Annotated in this window: 12 protein-coding genes; 3 read left to right on the forward strand and 9 right to left on the reverse strand. The window is 37.3% G+C overall.

Annotated elements, in window-relative coordinates:
* Positions 1-4: 4 nt before the first annotated feature.
* From ACZIX2_RS07890 to ACZIX2_RS07920, 7 genes are all read right to left on the reverse strand, one after another.
* Complete coding sequence (locus ACZIX2_RS07890; RefSeq protein WP_463339546.1) at positions 5-1,174, reverse strand: alkaline phosphatase; 1,170 nt, start codon at positions 1,172-1,174, stop codon at positions 5-7.
* A 21-nt stretch (positions 1,175-1,195) separates the two neighbouring features.
* Positions 1,196-4,825: a glycoside hydrolase family 2 TIM barrel-domain containing protein gene (locus tag ACZIX2_RS07895; RefSeq protein ID WP_463339547.1), complete on the reverse strand. Its 3,630-nt coding sequence runs from the start codon at positions 4,823-4,825 to the stop codon at positions 1,196-1,198.
* Positions 4,826-4,987: 162 nt separating this feature from the next.
* Entirely contained in the window at positions 4,988-7,402 is a 2,415-nt protein-coding gene (locus ACZIX2_RS07900; protein ID WP_463339548.1) for an Ig-like domain-containing protein, read from the reverse strand.
* 78 nt (positions 7,403-7,480) lie between these two features.
* Positions 7,481-8,395: a metallophosphoesterase family protein gene (locus ACZIX2_RS07905; protein WP_463339549.1), complete on the reverse strand. Its 915-nt coding sequence runs from the start codon at positions 8,393-8,395 to the stop codon at positions 7,481-7,483.
* Positions 8,396-8,981: 586 nt separating this feature from the next.
* Positions 8,982-11,882 carry a DUF5010 domain-containing protein gene (locus tag ACZIX2_RS07910; RefSeq protein ID WP_463339550.1) on the reverse strand — a complete coding sequence of 967 codons (2,901 nt, stop codon included), beginning with the start codon at positions 11,880-11,882 and terminating at the stop codon, positions 8,982-8,984.
* A 49-nt stretch (positions 11,883-11,931) separates the two neighbouring features.
* Positions 11,932-14,391 (reverse strand): DUF5010 domain-containing protein, encoded by a 2,460-nt coding sequence (locus ACZIX2_RS07915; protein WP_463339551.1) that lies wholly within the window; start codon positions 14,389-14,391, stop codon positions 11,932-11,934.
* A gap of 30 nt (positions 14,392-14,421) precedes the next feature.
* On the reverse strand, positions 14,422-15,804 hold the full coding sequence (locus ACZIX2_RS07920; protein WP_463339552.1) for a metallophosphoesterase family protein: 1,383 nt from the start codon (positions 15,802-15,804) through the stop codon (positions 14,422-14,424).
* A gap of 576 nt (positions 15,805-16,380) precedes the next feature.
* Between ACZIX2_RS07920 and ACZIX2_RS07925 the strand changes: the two genes are divergently transcribed.
* On the forward strand, positions 16,381-18,516 hold the full coding sequence (locus ACZIX2_RS07925) for a tetratricopeptide repeat protein (RefSeq protein WP_463339553.1): 2,136 nt from the start codon (positions 16,381-16,383) through the stop codon (positions 18,514-18,516).
* A gap of 292 nt (positions 18,517-18,808) precedes the next feature.
* On the opposite strand, the gene ACZIX2_RS07930 is transcribed toward ACZIX2_RS07925, so the two are convergent.
* Together ACZIX2_RS07930 and ACZIX2_RS07935 are read right to left on the reverse strand one after the other, a co-directional pair.
* Complete coding sequence (locus tag ACZIX2_RS07930; protein WP_463339554.1) at positions 18,809-19,954, reverse strand: GTP cyclohydrolase; 1,146 nt, start codon at positions 19,952-19,954, stop codon at positions 18,809-18,811.
* A gap of 87 nt (positions 19,955-20,041) precedes the next feature.
* Positions 20,042-20,947 carry a transporter gene (locus ACZIX2_RS07935; protein ID WP_463339555.1) on the reverse strand — a complete coding sequence of 302 codons (906 nt, stop codon included), beginning with the start codon at positions 20,945-20,947 and terminating at the stop codon, positions 20,042-20,044.
* A 124-nt stretch (positions 20,948-21,071) separates the two neighbouring features.
* Here ACZIX2_RS07935 and ACZIX2_RS07940 point away from each other — a divergent pair, with 124 nt between their 5' ends.
* Positions 21,072-21,362, forward strand: coding sequence for a DUF4834 family protein (locus ACZIX2_RS07940; protein WP_463339556.1), 291 nt, complete (start codon positions 21,072-21,074; stop codon positions 21,360-21,362).
* A gap of 47 nt (positions 21,363-21,409) precedes the next feature.
* Positions 21,410-23,830 carry a YfhO family protein gene (locus tag ACZIX2_RS07945; protein ID WP_463339557.1) on the forward strand — a complete coding sequence of 807 codons (2,421 nt, stop codon included), beginning with the start codon at positions 21,410-21,412 and terminating at the stop codon, positions 23,828-23,830.
* The last annotated feature ends 23 nt before the right edge of the window (positions 23,831-23,853 follow it).

The following is a 23,853-nucleotide window of genomic DNA, read 5'->3' on the forward strand; positions in this document are numbered from 1 at the left end:
TTCGTTAATTTAAGTGTAGCAATTGCATCATTTTTTTTGCGATATCCGTATTTTCCATGAAACCACAAAATTCTGCTGCACCGGGGCCATAAGCGAAAATTGGGACGGCAATTCCAGTATGACCTCCTGTAGTATATTTTGCTTCCACTTTTCCGGTAGTAAAATCACCATTGAGTAGTGTCATGCCTCCTGTTTCATGATCCGCGGTTACAATAATTAAAGTTTCCTGATTTTTCGCAGCAAAAGCTAAGGCTGTACCAATTGCCTTGTCAAAATCGAGCATTTCTAAAATGACTCCTGGCGTATCGTTTTTATGTGCACTAAAATCAATTTGAGATCCTTCAACCATTAAGAAAAAACCTTTTTTGGATTGATTTAAAAGATGTAAAGCACTTTCGGTGGCTATTTCTAGAAATTCTCCTCGTTCGGGCATCGGGGGATTATGGTCTGCAGCGGTTAAGCCTACTAATTTTCCCGAGGTTGTATTGCGAATACTTTCAAGGTTATATGCGATTTGGTAGCCTTTATTTTGGAATTCCATAATCAAATTTCGACCCTCTTTTCGGGATTCAAAGTATTTTCTGCCTCCGCCAATAAAAACATCAATATCGGTTTTTAAAAAATCTAGTGCAATATCTTCAAAGCTTTTTCTCGAATCCACATGCGCAATGAATGCTCCGGGCGTGGCGTGGGTAATGGATGAAGTGGCGACTAAACCCGTTTTGAGTCCTTTTTTGATCGCTTTTTCTAGGATATGGGATAGCGGTTGTTTTTGATTGTCCACCCCAATAGCGCCATTAAAAGTTTTAACTCCTGTGGATAAGGCAGTAGCCCCTGCCGCGGAATCGGTAGTGTAATTTGAAGCAGAGGTAGTTTTTGAAAACCCTATATTTTTGAAATTTTCCAAAAAAAGATGTCCTCCATTAGCCGTCATTCCGCTGAATATTTGCGCTAAGCCCATCCCATCTCCAATCATTAGAATGATGTTTTTAGGTGTTTTTGAAAATGTTTTTTGTGGATAATGGTTGACTTGGTAGGACGCTCCTCCTTCAAACACCTCTGTTCCTTTTTTGTTCTTGGGGTCTTTGTATTCTTCTTGTGCCCAAAGTAGGTTGGTAAAGCAACAACCGACTAGTGTTAAGAAAATGAATGGACTCTTTTTTACTCGTTTCATGTTTGACTTGAATTAGGCAATTTATTGGAGTAAATCTTGTATCATATTAGCCAACAAGCGGCCTGCAATAGGGTCTGTTTCGGATTTATCATGATGCATTGCGGAAAGAATGGCTTGACCACCTTTATTGATTTTTACTAGCGGAAATCCTTTAATGGTTTTCACATAATTAGATCGTTCCAGCATGTCGCCATTGATGTAACCGTGAATTTTGGTTTGATTGGCTAGTTCTAGAACTTCGGGGCTTCGGTTTATTTTGAATGCCGCATTGCAAACAGTTGGCAATTCATTTTTATTGTTATTAAAGTAACGCACGTCAAAAAGGCCAATTTCATCAAATACTTTTGATTCGGGTATTTCAAGATTTACAATATCACCTTCCGTGGGTACAATCCATCCGGTAATGTATTCTGGGAATAGTTTCATAGTAGCTTCGGGTGATTTTAAGAGTAAAATTTTGGCTCCATTATTAAATTTTTGGCGTAGCCATTGCAAATCCAATTCGTTACAATTTTTATTAAGTTCTAAGCCTGAAATGATGTAAAGATCAGCTTTAGCTTGTTGTAAGGCGGTAATGTTGGAATACAATTTATGTGGAATGTGTAAGAAATCGAGTGTAGTTTTGATGCCATTAAAATCTAACAAAGCAATTTTTTTGGTCGATGCGATGCTTGATGCGGCCCATGATTGGCTTGCTACGTTTAGTTCGTATTCGTTTTCAGAAATGGGGATTCCATTTTCTAGTAATTTAAGTTTCAGTACCACTACCCCTTTTGGGAAAGGAAGGATTTCGGGAAGCACCACTTCCGGGGAAATCCACTGTCGGGTCGCAGGGGCTACAGCAGGAATTTTTGCTTGGCCACCCGCTATTTTTTCACCATTCTTTGTTTCAATAGTCCATTGTAGTGTTGATTCTTGCAGGGGTCTTCCGTTTTCAAGGTCATTGACTACACAAATTTTAGTAGGGATTTTATTCCCGGCATAAAAATTTCTCCCCCAAAGTTCTGCGCTGACTAACACTTGTTGCAAGGCTCGTTTCATGGCATAATAGGTTGGATAAGGCTCAATTTTTTGTGCATCATAGACATTTCTAAACCAAGTCAACAAAGCAAAATGTAAAATACCAGAGGCTTTGTCATTGCTTCTTCGTAACGCTTCCGCAAGTTCGCCTGTAATAAAGGCATTTACATTCAAAAAGGCTTGTGGATTGCCAAATTCATAGGATTGGTATCCAATTAAACTTTGTGGATTTTGATGTACTAAATTGTAAAAGCGAGTGGCGTGACCTGTTTCTGCATTTGGATATCCTGTTGACATTTCTTGGCTGATCAAAGGTCTACCTTCGTTGTAGGCGTTTTTTTGAAATTCGCCTTTGAATTGTTTGAAAATGGAATAATCATACCAATTGATGTATTTGTGGTCATCATCAATATCGCCATCATCGATAGTAGTAAAGAATTCTTTACCAAATTTTTTCTCGTTGCGTTTGTAATTCGAATCAAAACTGATGGGACGTGAAGGATCGATAGCTCGCATTCTTTTTACGACATCAGAAATGATTTTCATTTTGATTTTGGCTTTTTCAAAATCAGGTTCGTTGTCATAAAATTTCATTTCATTGTTTACAGTCCAAATCAGTATTGACGGGTGATTTCGGTATTTTTTTACCAAACCAATGAATTCATCAGCCCACATGTCTATTAGCTTTTGATCGGGCATAGAGTTTTTGATCATCAACCAAGGCCAAGTGCCTTCATAACTGACCCCAATACCGTTAGTATCCATGGCATTCATCCACAATTCGTTGTAAGGAGCCGTATGCGTTCTGGTAACATCGATATTGGCCGCTTTCATTAATTGGGCGAAAGAAGTAGCTAATTGCGCATCGTTAGCCGCTAAAGCAAAAGGCGTATGATTTGCACCTCTTAACCAATATTGCTTGCCATTTAGAAAAAAATGGCCTTTTTTGGCTTCAAAAGTTCGGAAACCAGAGACTATATTTTGGGTGTCTACGATTTGATTTTTACTAACAATTTTGAATGTAAAATCATATAAATTAGGATGATTAGGAGTCCAAAGTCTAGGTTTGAGTTGGTCTATAGTAAAAGAAAATTTGCGTTCTTCTCCGGCTTTAAGTGTGAGGTTGGGAAGGGGAGTAGCCGAATGTAAATTGCCCCCCGTTTCTTTATCGTTGATGGTGGTTTGTAATGCGAAATTCGAAGTACGGTTTCCATAGTTTTTCAGGGTCACTTCAAAAGTGCCTCCAGCGAGGGTTGGTTGAATGAAAACGTCTTCGATTTTCAGCGCATTGGTACAAACTAGTTTAACAGGTTGCCAAATTCCGGCTGGATCTTCTTTGTAAAATCCGTGAGCAATATCTTTCAACATATTATTGGTCACAGGGACTGTAACTGCTACATCTACAATTTTTTCACCATTTTCGATATTGGTCAGGAAATCGCGAACCACTCTCACAGCGATAAGATTTTTACCAGGTTGTAAAAGCGTACTGGCATCCACAGAGAAATTGCCAAACATCCCGATGTGAGAGCCTGCTAATTGTCCGTTTATATATACTTCGGCAATTTTGGATACGGCATCAAACTCTAAGGTGCAATGTTTGGAAGTGATGGTATTCGGTAGTTCAATCCATTGCCTGTACCAAGCTACTTTAGTGGTCGTGTAATCAAAGGTATAATTTTTACAACGATCGGTTTCTTTTTGAAAATACACGTCGGAAACCCCTTTTGGATGTCCTTCAAAGGATTCGCCATGTAGCCAAATGCGGGTGGGATTCCAGAAATTAGGAACGGTCATCACGTGCCAATTTTCATCATTTACAACCGTATTGGCTCCTTCTTTGCTGTCATTTAATTCTTGTTCGGGCATGAATAACCATTGTCCCTCCATGCTGATTTCGGTACGATCAGGATGCAGTTCCCCTACCTTAATTGCTTTGTAGGTGTTTCTTTCGCTTACCCGTTGTTTTTCTTTTTGTTCTTTGGGAATGGCTTTAGCCTTGTCTTGAAATGCTACTTGGTCTAGATGAGTTTCACTTAAAGGTGTAATGGTTACATCATCAAATTCAGTAGTAATCCAGCTGCCTCCCAAGGTAATGCCACCCGTTGGACAAAGCGCACTGTTTTTGTCAACAACATCAAGCGCTGGTATGAGGTCATCGTTTAAGAATACTCGAAAACGATTCCCGCAGACTTCTATTTTTATAGTGTACCAAATACCAGGCTTTGGTTCGAAATTTAAAGGAGCTAAGCCTAGAAATTCATCGGTGCCCATATATCCCATCCGACTTAAATAGAGCGAATTTTGATGGCCTCCTCGAAGCCCTACTACATATCTATCGTTGCGGTTGTTGGCTCTAAATCCTGCCCAAATTTGGACTTGTTCTTCGCTTTTTGGAGCCCTTGCTTTGAATTCTATGCTGTAATTTTTCCAAGTATTATTGCCAAAAACGGCATAGGCATCTTTGGAAATTAAACTCCCATCTTTTATAAGGCAGGTTCCTCGACCTATGACATTGAGAGGAATCTGGGTTTCTGAAAAGGAGTGATGTAGCGCTTTTGATTGCCCTAACAGTACGCTTTTTACGCTAATTATTAAAAATAGTACGAGGGTTATACCTTTTTTTTTCATTTTAGATGCTTTTTTCTTGTAATTGGAAGTGTTGACTAATAGCAATTTTCCTTTTTTTATTGAATTTTTACTTGAAAGTATTGATCGTTACTTGTTTATGAAAACGTTGTAGTTTCTGACAATATATAATTATTTCGTTGTATTTACAATTCATAATTTGTATTAATGATGGATTATTAATTTTTTGATAATGTGTGCCATTTCAGACTTGATAGTAATCAGATAGACTCCTTCGTCCCATTTATCTGCGGTAGGGAGTTCTAATTTTGTTTGATGCTTAAGCGTTTGATCGAGCATGATTTTACCATTTAAAGTAAATACTTGCACTCTAGTGTTTTTATCGTTTTCGAATCCTTCAATTTCGATAGTTACTTTGGAGTGATGCGCCGGATTTGGATAAATCACCACACTTCGGCTGTCTTTATGGTTGATGAATTTATTGGTATTTAATGTTTTGGATAGAATTAATTCATCAAAGTTTCCTCCGCTTGATCCTGTAGCTGTTAATTGAATCGTATTGTTGCCAGCCATTAAAGGTAGGCTGAGGGTGTAAGTGCTCCATACGGCAAAGCTTCCTGTGGAAGGAAAAGATATGGAAGGTTGAATGTCAACACCATTTAACGTTAGTTTTAAGGGTCTAATGCTACTTGCAGCATATCTAAAAATGATGTCGTAATTCCCTTCAGAGGGAGCATATACTGTCCATTTGATATAGTCGTTTGACGCATTAGTATAGTCCAAAAATCCAGAGCCATGATAGTCTAGTTGGTTGGTAACAGACACAGGTCCTTTGTATTCTGCATCTTCAGCTTGATACACTGTATTGTTAGGGATAACAGTAATAGTGCTAGTTGCTTTTTTTGCACCATCGGTTGTTGCAGCTTCTATAGTTACGGTCCCGCCACTTAGTCCAGTTACTAAACCTTGGTTACTAACACTAGCAACTGCTGGGTTGGAAGAGGTCCATATAAGTGCTTGATTGGTGGCGTTGCTAGGTGCAATTGTAGTGAGTAATTGTTTAGTGACGTTCAAATGTATAGTATAATTACTTGGATTGATTGCTACATCGGTCACTGGGATTGTGCATGTTCCTTCAGGTATACCACAGCCACAAGCGCCTGGAGCGGACTTGTTTGGATCGTTGGGACATAAATCTATGCCTTGTCCAGGTGCAATGTATACTTCGGTGGTACTATTGGGTTCAAGATCTTTAACAACGTCTATGATATGAAATTGGGTGCCATCAAATTCTTGATCAATTTGGCCATTAGTGGCGCTATACGTTTTTCCTTTAGGGACTACAAAACGAATTTTGGCATTGGTTATAGGGAAATTAAAACGATTTATCAAAGTCGCTTTGTTAGTGTCTACACTTCCATCATTGTTGGCAGAAAAAGTCAAGGTTAAATTAGATACCCAAGTATCAGGGGTATCTTTACTTCCGCTAAATAAGACATTGTTTGATGCATTGGTACCGGAAGGGGTGGTAAAAGTCCCATTTGTATTGTTTACTTTGAATAAATTAAAAGCAAAATGGTCTCTGATGGCGGCTGCTATATATGCAATAGAGGGGCTAGAGGGGGCAAATGGATAAGGATTGCTCGAAAAGATGTTATGTTTATCTCCTGCAAGTACCACACTAAGTTTTTGGAATGCATCGATGTTATGATGCATTTTGTTGTAGGCATGTCCTGCGGTTAAATGAAAATTACCCCCCTTTCCAATTGTTTTTAGCCAATCGATAGCCTTGTCGATTTGGTATTGATGTTCCCCTGCATTGGTTTCAGATACCACCCAAGCATTGTTGAGCAACATAAAACGACCATTTCCATATTGAAAGTTAAAGTTTTGTAAGCCATAATAATCGTTAACAAAAGTGGCGTTTTGAAGTGCGGTACCTTGAGCAAAGTCGTTGGCATTTAGGCCTTCATGATCTCCTGGTATTATGAAAGTAGCGGCCGTTGTTTTGGACATCCCTTTGGTATTGAGTGTGGCATTGCCTAAAAAATAATACTCTTCTCTTTCAGGATGATTTCTAACATTGTACATGTTATCGCCAGTTTCAATAAGTACTTGAACATCCATAATGTTTGCGATGTCTAACATGGCTGATTTTCTTTTTAACAAAACATCGGTATTGTATCCGTTTTGATACAAATGACCATCCGAGAGATGCATGACATAATACTCGTTCAGAAAATTTTTCACCACTTTTACGCCTCCATAAGAAATTACCTCTCCTTTTGAAGTGGCAAGTACTATATCGTATCGATCGGCTGGAGTAGAAGTAGGTACGGTAACTACTATTTTAGTATTATAGCTTTTACCTGACATGTTATCATAAATCCAATTTCCTTTTTCGATGGCAAAGGTTGTATTGCTATTTTGAAATTGGGCTTTCAATAGTACGTTTTCTACCGTTTGATCCGGAAGTGCATTGAGCCAAATTTCAAAATTTTCGCCCCCTTTTACGATGGCTGTGGTGGCTCTCCAAGGATATACAATATTTTGTCCGTATCCCCAAAAGGAGATAGCACTCCAAAAACTTAGTATCATTAAGTAAAGGTATCTTTTCATATTTTATATTGGTTTTAGGTTATTCAATAGGTTATAGTTGTTATTGAGTATTGAGAAATTAACGTCTTGTATTCATTGTCATTTAAAACCTGAAAATGACCATTCTGTTTCAATAGGTCTTTTGGGATGGTTTTTGGCTATATTGGAGTCATTGTCCCAAAATTTTTGATAATTTGAAGCATAGTATTTTCCAGAAATCGTCCCTTTTTCAATATCGAAGTAAACATGGCAGCCATAGAGATCTAATTTTTTATCGTGGAAGCAGGTTTTTAAATACAATAAAGGTTTCCCATTTGTCTTGATTAAAACTGTTGGTCCAGAACGGGCTGTATGTCCAGCTAATACGGCTATTACATTGGGGTATTTTAAACCGAGTTGTGTGATTTTGGAACTGCTATTGGCATCATGTGAAATTAAAATCACGTGTTCTGTTGCGCTTTTTTTTATCCATTTTTCAGCCCAAAGAACGGTTTTGTTATCCGCGCCGTATTGTAACGATATCACTAACCATTTGCTTCCTGATTTAAAAAAACGATGCGCTACATTGTTGTGATGGGTATGATGACCGACAAAGGATTTCCATTTTTTGTATTTTTTTAGAGGGAAAAATGTATTGAAGTTTTTTGCCTTTGGGTCTCTAAATACATCATTATTGCCAAGGTTCAAGACATAGGGTATTTTTTCATCTAATCTTTGCCAAGCTTGTTGAACGATTTTCCAATTTTCTACTTGATTGTCTTCCACTAGGTCGCCCATTTGAAGGATGAAATCTGCATCATCAGTTTGTGGATCGGTCAGTAATTGTTGCATGCCGTTTAAATAGTCTACAGGTGATTCATTGACTATTTTTTGAGAATCCCCAAATACGATAATTTTGATTTTTTGAGCTGTTCCTAAATAAGGATAAAAGCAAAAGAGCAGGATGCCAAACAAACGATTGGCTTGCTTTATGAAAAAAAAGGATTTGATGTTTTTTAAGAAAAAGTCAGTCATGGTCTAATTCAAATAGGTTTCAAATGTATTGAGTCACTATTAATAAAGGCTTAATTAATACTTAACGTGATTCATAATTTTGCCTTAATAGTTTTTAATTTATGACAACTTGATTTTTTTACTTTAAAAACGATACTATTGCTAAATATTGATGGTACTTTTTGTGAATATGGCGATGAGCATAGGTTTGTTTTCTGCTTAACTCAAAATTGCTATTAGACTTTGAAGCAACTCTTAATTTTCAAATAAAATATGAGTTAATGAGCTATTTTTAATTAAAGAAAAAACGTTTGCTGCCTATTTCTGAAAATTATCAGCCATGAGCAATTACTTTTGTTTTCTGAATTTATTCCAATTTTTTTAGAATGTTAGTTTGTGCTTTTGAAGAGGTACTAAATTCAATTGATGCTACTATGAGATATAATTATGCTGAAGAAAATTAGATGTAGATAATTTTAATATACAATTTGTGTTTATTAATATCTGAATTTCGGGATCTGTCATTCTATCCTTTAAATAAAATAAAAAACCCATACTGCAACAGTTCCACTTAAGGTCTTTGTATTCGTATGGGTTTGGCTAAAAATTATTCTACTAGTAATTTCTGAACATTTTGTTTGTTTTCATTAGTAGCGGTTACAAAATATAATCCTTTTGCTAAATGATTAGGGAGTGGAATCACTACTTCATTTTGTCCCACTGATAAAGTTTCGAAGACTACTTGACCTAAGCTATTGGTAATTCTTACTTGGGTGTCCTTAGTGATGTCAAAGTTACCTAGCTTAATAGTAAGCAGACCGCTTTGATACGGGTTGGGGTATATACCGAAGGAAGGATCTTGGGTTGGAGTAGCATTAGTTACGTTTTTGTTTTTTGCGCTCACATTTTTTTGAGAATTTTCAACAGTAGTGGTTATAATTTGAAGCGCATCAATTCTGGTGGTTATACTAGCTGTTTTGGGATTGTATAAGCGGAACCAGTTTATAGCGTTTAGATTTGGAGTGCCTACTACGGTTGCCTCGCTGAGTTTAAGACTGATTTTGTTCCAGCCATTTATCAATCCACTAAGTGGCCAGCTGTATTCATCGCTATCTGCCATACCGCCACTGCCTAATTCTACTCTAACCGTTCCAGATTTGGTGACATCTGACACAAAATACCAAAAGGTAAGTACGCCATTGCTTGAAGTGAGACCAGAATTGAAGGCAGGGGTAAAAACAGTTTTGAATTCTTCAGTAGCACTTCCAGTCATTTGTAAACAACCTGCACCTTGTTTTTTATTTGTAGTGTTGTTAGTCAAGGTGTTCGTTGAAGCGGTAGACCAACTGCTTGTAGCATCACAATCATCTAGATAAGGGATAACTACAAGTTCATCAATGTTACCCCCGTTACTACCTATTGAAGTAAGTCGTATAGTATTTGCACCAGTATTTAAAGTTTGATCTATGGAAATGGTTTGCCATGTATTCCATAGTCCTGTAGCTGGGAAGTCCAATGAGGCTACTTTTACAGTTCCATTAACTTTTACTTCCAAAGGTCGTCCTCCGTTAGGTAATGCATATCGGAAACGCAATTCGTAGGTGTCTGTTTTAGGAACTGTTACCGACCATTGTATGTAATCGCCAGTGTCATTTACAAAATCAACAAACCCTGTTCCGTTATACCCTGTTTGGTTGGTTGCTATAGTAGTTCCACTCAAAGTAGCAGTTTCCGCTTGTAACGTTTTAGGGGGATTTGAAGCAGCAAATACGGTGATACTAGACGTATCGGTTTTACCACCGTCTTGTGTAGTAGCTGTGATGGTGGCTGTTCCAGGGTTTATAGCTGTAACAAGTCCTGTTGCATTTACTGTTGCTACTGTTGTATTGCTTGAGGACCAAGTTACGTTTTTGTTGGTAGCGTTGGTTGGGGTGATAGTGGCTGTAAGTTGTTGAGTTGATCCGTCAACTATGGTTGTCATTGAAGGAGTCAACGTTACATTCGTAACGGCAATGAATCCATTTACACGATTGATGAAATTAATATCAGGTGTTCCTGTAACTATAGTCAGTCTTACTGTATGTAAGCTATTGCTTGCAGTATTATAATTACCCGCATCGATGGTAGTCCAAATTCCATTGGTGTTGGGAAGATTAATTACTGATAAATCTACGCCATCTACAGAAAATTTGATAGAGGCATTTGCAGACGATTTGTAGCGCAATTGAAATTTAGTGTTTTTTAGTAAAGGTACTTCTCGCCATTCTAACCATTCGGTTGGTTGGGTATCAGTAACATTCCAACCGCCAAAGGTATCATTACATTTTTCTACATCCAAATTGCCTGCTTTTAAGAAGGTGCCTCCAGAGTTGCCAGCTGTTGTATCAAAATTAAAATCGCTGGCTTCGGCTTCCATTTTCAAAACGGCGGGATAAGGAGTATTGGTATATCGTCTTAAGATGTTTAATCTTTGATTGGGATAATCGTAATATTGTGGGTCATTACTGCGCCATAAAGCAGCTGCTTCTGCCGCATCGGTAAATCCTTCTACTAATGTGACTCTTGCACCTGCGTCAACCGTAGCAGTTAAGCCTGTTTTTAATCTTTTACCATTGTCAGTAGTTCCCATACTAGGTTCAAGATAATTTGCTGTTTCAGTTGGTTTACCAAAACCAGGACAAAGGGCACCAGTTGTATTCCCATTCCAAGTCTCTAAAGTATAAGAAATTCCATTGGCTACTGAAAACCAACCGTGGACTGCATCAACAGTAGTTGCGCTTAAAGTAGTATCGTTGGGCAACCAATCCTTATCGATTATAATATAGGGAGTGAAACCAAATTCGGCTTGACATTTGGCTCGGATATGGGTGAGGATTTTCGAGAGATTTCCTTGTGTGTTTGACATCCAAGTGGGCTTTACAGACCAGAAGAAAATAACCATTCGTCCATTTATCTTATATCGTTTTGCATCTGGAATTGCGGCTATCGCTTGTCTGAGGTTGTAATCCCAGATGTACTTATAATTGGCCGTATTGCTACAATCAAATTTTATTGAAGTAGTGTAGTTTGTTCCGCCTGATTCATCCCAGTTTTTACTTCCGGTCCAAGAATTGGGACAATCGTCAAAAATCGCTAATTTAAAATTTGAGGTACCTCTTGTATTCATCGCATTTACCATTTTGGAAATATGAATAGGATTACCATTACCTCGATCTGGAGCATTGGGTTGATTGCCTCTGCTTAGCATGGCAACAAAATCGATACCTGAATAATCAATCTCTTCAACCAAGTTTTCCCACCATTGCGTCATGCCTACCCATTCGGGTGTAGTGGAAGTAGGTAGATTGTCTGTGACAATGGATTTGTTGAAATCGTAGGACCGATGTCCTCCATAAATTTCTTGGTATTGCCAACAAAAGGTAGCTCCAATATCTTGGGATATCGCCTTACTATAGTTTAACAGTAAGCTAAGCCAAACAAAAACGATGGGTACTAGTTTTTTTTTCATAATTTAATTTTTAAGGTTGTGGTATTTGTAATTTTTATGGTTTACGTCGTTACTTCATAAGTATTTTTTTTATAATTTTTGATTTATTAGATTCAATAGTAAGAAAATATAAAGTCTCTTTTAGCTGGCCTGATACTTCCAATTGGATGGTTTCAGCATAAGGGAGTAGGGTTTGAAAACACATTTTACCTAAGGCGTTGTGTATTGAAATGTTGAGCATTTCATTCGATTCAAAACCGTTTAGCGCTAGAGTTAGAGGTCCTTCTTTGTATGGGTTTGGGTACAGTAATATTGTTTTATTGTTAGCCATTTTATCCCAATCCTGAGTATTTAAAGCATTGTTTTTGGCAATCATGATCTCGTCTATATTACCGCCATTTTGACCAATGGAAGAGAGCATGATTTCATTTTGACCAATTTTTAAATTTTGAGTAATTGTTAAATATTTCCATGTAGACCACGTACCTGTGGCAGGAAAATTTAATGAAGGTTCAATAATCGTATTGTTGATTTTTAATTCTAGCGGCCTGCCTCCGTTTGGCAAAGCATAGCGAATACTCAAATTATAAGCCCCTTCCTCGCTAGCATTGTATACCCATTTGATAGTGTCACCCGCATTGTTTGTAAAATCTAAAAAACCGGTTCCATTGTATCCGGGTTGATTGGTCGCTACTATAGGACCTTTAAAGGTGGCGTCCTCAGCTTGCAAGGTGGTGGTTGATGATGCTGTTACAGTTACTGTTGCTAATGCTGTTTTTTGACCTTCGATTGAAGTAGCGGTGATTATTGCGTTTCCTTCTTTAACTCCTGTAACTAAACCATTTGTATCAACAGTGGCTACCGATGTATCACTACTGCTCCAAGTAACAGCTGTATTGGTTGCATTTGCAGGTGTTGCAATGCTATTTAAAGATTGGGTTTGTAAACGTTCGATTTTTATGGACTCAGGGCTGATGGTTATACTTTGTAAAGGAACGACTGTAGTATTTGCATTGCTTCTGATGAGGTAGTTTAGGTCGGGTGAACCTGAAAGTATTGTCAAACGAACAGTGTGTACGCTATTTGCAGTAATGTTATAATTGCCGGCATCAATAGTAGTCCAAGCCCCATTCGAATTTGGTAATGCTGTACTTGGTAATACTATGCCATCAACACTAATTTGAATTGAAGCGGGAGCGGTAGATTTATATCGAATTTGAAATTTGGTTTCTTTAAGTAAGGGTAATTCTCGCCATTCCATCCATTCATTGGCTTGGGTATTGACCACTTGCCAGCCGCCTTTGGTATCAGTACTTTTTTCGACATCCAAATCGCCTATATCCAAAAAGGCACCACCGCTATTGCCTGGCGTTTCATCTTTATGAAAATCGCAAGCTTCTATTTCCATTTTTAGAAAATTCGGATACGGATTAGTGCTGTAACTCCTCAAGATGTTGAGTCGTTGATTTGGGTAGTCATAATATTTAAATTGTCCTTCGTCAGAGCTTCTCCAAAGTGCAGCTGATTCGGCAGCATCGGTAAAACCTTCTACTAAAGTTATTTGTGCCCCTGATTTTACAGTGTTGTTTAAACCGTATTTGAGTCGTGCGCCATTATCTTTTGGTGCTGTTGTGCCCATACTGGGGTCTAAAAAGGGACGACCTTCTATATCGTCTGGGGCACTAAATCCGGGAATACATACCCCTGTTTTTTTTAGTGTGTTGGTTTTGAGATCGGTCCAAGATTGTAAGGTCATAGAGGTGCCTCCACCAGCAGAAAACCAGTTGTGTACAGCGTCTACCAAAGTAGAGTTTTGTAAGGTTGTATCTACATCAAGCCAATCTCTATCAATTATAAAATAGGGATAAATACCATAGGTTTCAAAACATTTGGTTTTAATGTGTTCTAAAATTTTGGTTAGATTACCTTGAATATTACTCATCCAAACGGTTTTTACAGACCAAAAATAAATGACCATGCGTCCATCAATTTTGTAACGTCGCTCATCAGGGATTTTGCCAATGGCCTCTTTTAAATTGTAATCCCATATGTATTTGTAATTATCTACTACGCTGCAGTCAAATTTTGGCGTCATAGAATAAGAGGTTCCTGCCGATTCGTTCCAGTTTTTGCTTCCTGTCCATGAGTTAGGGCAATCGTCAAAAATGGCCAATTTAAATGAATTGATGCCTCTTTTATCCATAGCATCTACCATTTTACTAATATGTTTTGGATTTCCGTTCCCTCTATCGGGAGCATTTGGTTGATTGCCTCTGCTTAGTAGCGCTATATAGTTTAAACCGGAATATTCTATTTCTTCCGCCATGTTTTCCCACCATTCGGTTGTAGTTGACCAATGGGTGTTGTCTGTTGGTAATCCTTTTTTTGCAATTGATTGATTGTATTGATAGTCGTGTCCTCCTTCCATTTCTTTATAGTGCCAGGCAAACGTGGCTCCTAATTCTTGAGCATTCATTATAAATGAAAACCCTAATACGATACAATACAGTATAAGTTGGTTATTTTTCATGCTATTCTAGATTTTATTTTTTGATACTTGTTATTTTATTTGAATGGTAGTAGTTATACTGCTGTTAGGAGGGAGTGTTAGGTCGATATCAACAATGTGAAAAGCATCACCGTCAAATGCTTGAGTGATTTTTCCATGATTCACGGTGTATTGATGCCCCAAGGGCATTATCATTCGAACTCTAGCGTCTTGAATTGGAAAATCCAATTTATTAAGTAGGGTAGCAGTGTTACTAGTAGCTGTTCCATTATTAGGAAAGGCGTAGGAAAGAGCTATTTTGGGTTGGTAGCTTACTTCGTTTTTTTCATTAGGAACTAGGTCAGCAAAGGTGACTTGTGCAGTGAGTTTACCTACTGGTTGTATTTCTCTTTTTTTATTATGTATTTCATATAAGTTAAACGATTCATGATCTCTAAGGGAATTTGCTATGTATTCAATTTTTTTGGAATTGAAAAGGCGAGGATTTTCATGAGCGATATGATGATTATGACCCACTAATACTAAGTTAAGTGGGATGTGTTGATCTACATCCAGTAATTCAGAGTCTTTGATATGAGCAGCAACTACCCATAAATCGGATCTTTTCTTTTTTTTAGCCCATTGCACTGTGGTTTTGATTTGGTCTTTGGGGTCAAATCCTACCCATGCATTGTTAAGGATCATAAAATTCGACGGACCGTAGGAAAACTGATGGCATTGTAATCCCCACCAACGGTTCCACCAATTGGCCTTTTCTTTGTAAAAACCATTTTCAGGAACATGATCAAAATCGGTATCATGATTGCCAACGGTTGTAAATTGGGCCGCATTAAGTGCATCTAATCCTTTTTCATTTTTGGTTGCATTGCCTTCAAAAAGTATTTGCATCCTTTCTTCGTTTGGACGATACAAATTATCACCAGTATTAAATACGATTTCAGGGTTAATTATATTGGCTACTTCAATCAAGGTATTTAGTTTAGCCATGGTGTACGGATACCCATTTTGAAATGCATGTATATCAGATAAATGAAGGAGGTAATAGTGATCTTTGTATGCGTTAATTATTTTTACACCACTATTGGAGGTAGCACTTCCTTGGTTTGTTTGTACCATGATAGAATAGCGATCTGCTGGTGTGTTTTTAGGAACAATAACTTTTATTTTAGTATTGTAGGTGTTGAGCGAAGTGGAGTCAAATATCCAATTGCCCTTTTTTATCACATATTTAGGTGTGATCGTTTTAAAAGAGCTCCTCAACTTGATTTGAGTTATCTTTTCATTATTAACCGCATTGTACCAAATTTCGAAAGAATTTCCACTTTTGACAATCGCTGTAGTTGCACGCCAAGGATATAGTATGTTTTGGGCTTGTATTTCAAAAGATACAAAGCAGAAAAAAAAACACAGGGCTAATGGAAGTATTAATTTCATTATTTATCGTTTTATGGTTTGTTTACCCAATAATTTTGTTTACTTATTATTCAAGGATCAAAAGTAAAGGGTGCTGTTAAAATTTTATTAATTATAAATTAATATGGTAAAAAAAACGAAAAAAATATTTTTTATGCTGATTTTTTGCGAATTTCTACCACAAAACTATTTTCATATTAACAAATATTTTTTTTGAATAATTGTAAGGAGATAATAGAACTTCAAAAAGTAAAAGGATTTTAGTATGTTTGTTTTAACAGAGTTGCTGGTAATTCGATTCAATTATGAATGATATTTTATAACAAATTTTTTTTGGTCAGTAGCTGAATCAGATAAGGTTTTTAAATAAGAAATTTGCATTTAGCTATTAATTTATCAATATTTGTCGTTTTAGTATCTCTTGAAAAATAGGTCATTTTAGACGGCAAAATCACTCTGTTTTTTTAATACCTAACTCTTAAGCTAATTATTTTGAAACGTTTCTACCGCTATGTAGTATTTATTTTTATAATACTATTCATTTTTTTGGGATACATTTTCTATACAAATTATAATTCAAATTACGAGGAATGTTTTGTGATCAAGCCAAGTCATGGGGCTTATGTAGGGGATTCAAAATGTATCGATTGTCATCGTGCTACACACCAACAATGGACTACTTCCCATCATTATAAATCCATGTTATTGCCCACTCCTGAAACGGTAAAAGGGGATTTTGATAATAGCACATTTACTGCTGATGGTGTAACTAGTCATTTCTTTAAAAAAGGCACTAAATTTTTCATCAACACCGAGGGAGAAGATGGTAAAAATCATGATTATGAAGTCAAATATGTTTTTGGTTTTACCCCATTACAACAATACCTAGTGGCTTTTCCTGGTGGGCGAATGCAAGTTCCGAGGGTGAGTTGGGACACGGAGAAAAAAAGATGGTTTCATCAATACCCAGGTCAAAAAATTTCTTCTAAGGATTGGTTGCATTGGACGGGGAATTCACAAAATTGGAATACGATGTGTGCTACTTGTCATTCTACGAACCTTCAAAAAAAATATTCAAGTGCTACGGATTCCTATCAAACTACCTTTGATGTCATCAATGTAAGTTGTGAAAGCTGTCATGGGCCAGGAGCGTCCCATTTGGACTACATCAAAGGAGCCGCCTATCAAAGCGGAGAACGAATGAAAGGGAGTTTTCTAAAATTAGCCAAAAATTCTTCGCAAAAGGAAGAGATAAATACGTGTGCTCCCTGTCATGCTAGAGCCACTGAAATCGCACCTACGCATATTGAAAGTACAGAATTGTTGGATAATTACATTCCGCAAATTCCCGACAAAGAATATTATTTTGAAGATGGTCAAATCAAAGAGGAGGATTATATTTATGCTTCATTTTTGCAAAGTAAAATGTATAACAAAGGAGTGAAATGTAGTGACTGTCACGACGTTCATACCACGCAACTAAAGCGACAAGGAAATCAAACCTGTACGAAATGCCATGTTGCTTCTCAATATGATACCCGAAAACACACCTTTCATGCCACGGATGGGGAAGGAGCAAAGTGCGTCAGTTGTCACATGCCGGGCAGATTTTATATGGGAAATGATTTCAGACACGATCATAATTTCAAGGCGCCAAGACCTGATTTATCCCAACGCTATGGCACTCCCAACGCTTGTTCTAATTGTCATAAAAACAAAACTAATGCCGAATTAGCCAAGACTGTTGTACAATGGTATGGAGAAAAAAGAGCCTACCATTTCGCAGAAGATTTAATACCCGGAAGCGCCTTAAATGAGATGAGTGAGCCCCATCTTTTACGCTTAATTTATGGTAAGGAAGTTCCCCAAATAATAAAGGCTACGGCTGCTTTTTACCTATCCTCCATACAAACCCCCAAAAGTGTAGCAGCCCTATTGTTTTGTTTGAAAAGTCAGGAGGCTCAAGTACGCTATCGATCCATCAGAAGTCTGCAAAGTTTTCCACCCGAACAGTGGATGCCTCACGTGTTTCCCTTGCTAAAGGATAAGGTGAGAGCGGTGCGCATTGCCGCCGCTGATTTGGTAGTGTCGATTCCCTTAGCCACATTGCCTGCTACTTTTCAAAGTGATTTCAAAGCGGCTCAAAACGAATTACTACAGTTTTTACATTATCAAACCGACTTTTCAGCGGGGAATGTCTTGCTTGCGGATTATTATATGAAAACAAATGAATTAGAAAAAGCAAAAATTTACTATCTCAAAGGACTCAAAAAAGATGACCAAATGAATTATGCTTGGCTCAATTTGTCGGCTGTTTATAATGCGCAAGGGAATAATAATCAGGCCTTAGCTTCCTTGGTAAAGGCCGCTAAAAATGACCCGAAAAATGAACGAGTCTTTTATAATTTAGGATTATTGTATAGTGAAATGAAACAACCCAAAGCCGCTGTAGCTGCATTTGATAAAGCAGTGCTTTTGGGGTCTAAAAATCCAAAGCTTTACTACAATTACAGCTTGTTGTTATTGCAGTCCCAAAAAATAGAAGAAGCCCAACGTGTTATTGCTAAAGGGATTACAATAACTCCCTATGCTTCTGAATTGTACTATGCGCTAGCGTTTGTATATATGCAATCGAATGCCATGGATAAAGCTCAAGAAACCGTAGTATTGCTAAAAAAAATGGATGGTAATAATCCAAATTATCAAAGTTTGTTTGCACAATTCAAAGTTTAACCCAGATTTCAAATATTGAAACTAGGTTTAAATCATATAGTATTTATATAATAAATTATAGAGCGAAATATTCTAGTATGTCAAGCATAACCTAAAAGTTACTTGATAAAAAAGTATAAAGATATCACACATTGTGCTATATCTTCTACTTTCAAATTTCTACTTTCAAATTTCTACTTTCTAATTGCTACTTTCTAATTGCTACTTTCTAACTTCTATTTTCTAACTTCTATTTTCTAACTTCTATTTTCTAACTTCTACTTTCTAACGTCTACTTTCTAACGTCTACTTTCTAACGTCTACTATCTAACTTTCTACTATCTAACTTTCTACTATATGTTTTTCGCTCGCAATGAATCACGGGATCAAAGTTTTTCCAAAGCAGATGAATGGCATTGTTTTCTAGTAATTCAGGGGTGCGAATACAAGTTTCGATGCCTTTTTCGGAAAAAGTCTTGTAGTACTCTTCAAAGATCAAAGCGGTAACGCCTTTGTTTTGGTATTCGGGGGCTATACCGATGAGGTAAAAAGCCACTTCTTTGCTGTGCTTTCTTGCTTGTAATAAATGCCAAAATCCAAATGGGAATAACTTTCCTTTGGCTTTTTGCAACGCAGGAGCAAAGTTGGGCATCACTATGCTAAATGCGATCAATTGATTGTCTTTGTCTACTACAAACTTAATGTATTCTGGATTGATAAAATTGAGGTACTTTTTCTTGAAATAGGCCTTTTGTACTTCCGAAATAGCCACAAATGAAGCTAATTTGGCATAAGTAGTATTAAACAAATCGAACATTTTATCCACATAGGGCATAATGTCTTTGGTTTTGGTGAAGTTAAGCGTGCGCAATTGATATCTTTTCTTGATCAATTCTGAAGCTTTCATGAAATGTTCTGGTTTCACATTCGAAAACGGGAAAAGACTTTCGATGTATTGTTTTTCAACAGTAAAACCCAATTGTTCCAAATGGGAAACATAATACGGATGGTTGTACCAAGTAATCATGGTACCCATTTGATCATAGCCTTTTGTTAATAAGCCTACTTTGTCCAAATTCGAAAAACCAATAGGGCCTTCGATATGGTCCATTTGATGTTGACGACCCAATTCGGTTACCTTTTTCAATAAGGCTTTGGTAACCTCGATATCATCGATGACATCAAACCAGCCAAAACGTGTTTTCTTTTTACCTTGTTGGCGCACTTCTTGCCAATTGATGATGGCGGCCACACGTCCTACGATTTCATTGTTGCGTTTGGCTACATAAAAATACGCCTCGGCATGTTCAAAAGCAGGATTTTTGGTTTTGTCAAAACTTTCCAATTCATCGGCTATTAACGGGGGGACCCAATACGGATTGTCTTTATAGAGTGAAAAAGGAAACTTGATGAATTCAATAATTTCTTTTTTCGTCTTGGCTTCGTGTAGTGTAATCATATCATGTGATGCTATAAGTAGGAGTGCGAATATAACCAACTTTAGGTCATAAAAAAAGCCCTTTCTTGGGCTTCTTACATTGAGGTCTTAATTTAATTTAACTTTACCTTTCTTGATTTGATTCGCTAAGTTTTTTTGATAAAATCCATCATATCGCCAAGAAATTCCAAATCCTCCATACACAAAGGACGGAGTGTCTTTGAAAGTAGTACTTACTGAAGCGTCGATTTGGAAGTTATTGTTTAGTAAATAAGCCAGTCCTCCACGTACAATAGCATCGCTATAAAAATCACTTTTGTAGCCTTGGTTTTCAATAAAGCCTGACCACTTTTTGCTAAATCCGCGAGTTAAGGTCAAAATGTAGCCATAACTAGGATAATCAGTTCCAATGTAATCGGCTATAAAGTTACCAACTAGCACCCAACGACCGTCTCCAAAATGATTTTGAGTGATGATCATGGCTTTGGGCGAAATACTCGATTCAAGTGAAAAAGCATAGGGATTGCCGTCAAATACAAAATTGGCACCAGCAAACACGGATACAGCGGGCACAAATTGTCTCCAATTGAATCGCTGATTGGCTTTCCAGCTGTATAAATTGACTTTCTTTTCATAGTTTTTGAAAGGATCGTAGATGAGATATTTAGCACCAGCAATAGTTTGTCTGAAGTTGGCTCTATTGGTAGTACTCAAATCGGTCACATATTCGTCATTCTGATATTGAATATCGGCGACAATTTCTAAATTTTCTAAAAAAGCTCCCCATCGTAGTGTGGCATCAAGACCAAAGCCTTTTACTTCATAATCTAGTAGACTATGTTTGGAAGTAATACCATAAACGCCAGTTTCAATTTGTATCACATTTTTTCCTACTCCATAAGCCGACATGGTTTCGCCTGGACGATTGGAGTTGATTTGGTCGGTGTATTGCGCATAAGTAAGAAAAGGGAGAAAGGAAAAAACGATGAAAAATGCTAAAAAATGGGTTTTCATAATTTAATGGTTTTAAGAGTCTGATGTACTAACGGTATCAAATGTACATTATTTTATTATTTATTTAAGAATTTGACTTTACAATTCAATTTTAGATTTACTAATTTTGAAAAAAATTTTCTTTATGCAAACAGCTTCATTTAATGGATTTATAAAAACATTATTTTACATGATTATGTTCTATTATGTTTTTAAATTTTTAGCCAAACTATTGCTACCGCTTTTGGTCAAAAAGGTGGTGCAAAAAGCGGAAGAAAATTTCCATCAACAACAGCAATATAGTCAGCATCAGTACACTCAAAATAGCACCCACTATTCCAATCAAGACGAGATTATCATTGATACTGCTCGTTCCAAAAACCCAAAAGAAACCAAAAAAGTGGGAGAATATGTGGATTACGAAGAAATAGATTAAATTTGTGGCCTAAGCACTATTTTTAATCTAATCCAAATTTATTTCCATTGAAAGTTCTAAATAAATTCTATCCCCACGCTTTAGCAATTCTAGGTTTTGTACTGATTTCATTAATCTATTTTTATCCAGTACTTCAAGGCAAACAAATTTTCCAGTCTGATATTGCGCAATATACAGGCATGGCCAAAGAACAAAACGATTTCAGAGCCATGGAAGACCAAGAGCCCTATTGGACCAATTCGGCTTTTGGAGGAATGCCAACGTATCAGCTGGGAGCCAAGTATCCACATGATTACATTGGGGCACTAGACGATGCTATCCGATTTTTACCACGCCCAGCCGATTATCTATTCTTATACTTTTTAGGGTTTTATGGCCTTTTACTGGTTTTCAGAATCGATCCGCTAAAAGCATTTTTTGGCGCTATTGCCTTTGGATTTTCAACCTATTTGATAATTATACTAGGCGTGGGGCACAATGCCAAGGCTCATGCCATTGGGTATATGCCCTTGGTAGTGGCAGGGTTTGTGTTGGTTTTTCAACGAAAATACATTTTGGGTGGATTAGTGACTTTGTTCGCTACGGCACTTGAGATCAATGCCAATCACTTTCAAATGACGTATTATTTGTTGTTGTTTTTGTTGGTTTTGGTAGGCTATTATGTATATCAAGCCATCAAAGAAAAGCAATATCAAGAGTTAGCCAAAAGTATGGGGATACTTGCCATTGCTGGGATATTGGCAATAGGAGCCAATGCAACCAATTTATTAGCTACCTCCGAGTATGCTGCCTTTAGTACCCGAGGAAAAAACGAATTGACGTTCAATCCCGATGGGTCTCCTAAAACGGGAAATAGTGCCTTGTCTCGAGAATACATAACCGAATACAGTTATGGTATTATGGAAAGTTTCAATTTGATGGCTCCAAGATTATTTGGAGGCTCCAATAGCGAGGCTTTAGGCAAAGACAGCCAAATGTACGAATTCATGATAGGGCAAGGGGTACCTGAAGGACAAGCAGCAGAGTTTGTCAAAGGAATGCCCACCTATTGGGGAGATCAACCTATAGTGGCGGCGCCGGCCTATATCGGAATTGTGGTGTTTTTCCTAGCCATTTTGGCCTTATTTGTCGATGATAGAAAAATAAAATACGTCTTTTTTGGTGGAGCCATGATGGCCTTGGTGTTATCTTGGGGTAAAAATTTTAGTTTACTTACCGATTTTTGTATTGATTATCTGCCTTTGTACGATAAATTTAGAGCGGTTTCTTCTATACAAGTAGTGTTGGAGCTTTGCTTCCCGGTGTTGGCCATAATGGGATTACAATCGTTTTTCAAGTTAGAAAAAACAGCTCAGACCAAAGGTTTGATCCAAACTTCCGTACTGAGTTTAGGTATTCTTTTGATTTTATTCTTAAGCAAAGGTGCCTGGAGTTTTGCAGGAAGTAGCGATGGAATGTTTTTACAAAATTACGGCCCCGGTTTCGTAGACGCCTTAAAAGCGGATCGACAAACCTTGTACACGGCCGATATTGTTCGTTCTGGATTTTTTATCATTTTGGTAGCCTTGCTCTTGTGGGCATACACACAAAAACGTTTAGCCGAAAAAACAGTGATCATTGCTATTGGCGTACTCATGGTATTCGATTTGTTTTTTGTAGATAAAAAATACGTAGCTGCGGACGATTTCATTAGCGGACGCGAAGTGGCGGTGCCTTTTCAAGAAACACCTGCCGATAGACAAATATTACAGGATCAATCCAATTATCGTGTGTTTGAAGTCAATGGTAATTTTTCGAGTGCCAGAGCTTCCTATTTTCATAAGTCTTTAGGGGGGTATCATGCCGCCAAACCCAGAAGAATCCAACAGTTGTTCGATTATCAAATTGCCAAAAACAATATCGAAGTGCTGGATTTTTTAAATGTAAAATACATCATTCAAACGGACAAAGAAGGCAAAGAATTTCCAACGGTAAATCCAAATGCCAATGGCAATGCTTGGTTTGTAAATCAAATAAAAGCTGTGGCTTCTGCCGATGAAGAAATGAAAGCTTTGGATCAATTGGATTCTAAAAATGTCGCTATTGTTAACACAAAAGAGTTTACCATTCAAAATAAAAGCTTTGTAAAAGATAGTTCAGCGGTAATTACTTTAGAAGCCTATAAACCGAATCATTTAACGTATACTTCAAGTAACGCTAACGCTGGTTTAGCACTGTTTTCTGAAATGTATTATGCCAAAGGTTGGAAAGCCTATATTGATGGTAAAGAAACGCCAATTTACAGAGCAGATTATGTTTTGAGAGCTATTGAAATTCCAGCGGGTAAACACAAAGTGGAATTCAAATTTGAACCACAAGTAGTGCAAACCGGAAGTACTATTGCCTTGGTTAGTTCTATTGGAATCCTATTGCTTTTGGTAGGAGGGATATATGTCGAGCGAAAGAAAGTTACGAATGAGGTAAAGTAATTATTTGTAATTTTGTGGAACTT

The organism is Flavobacterium riviphilum, from assembly GCF_055231795.1.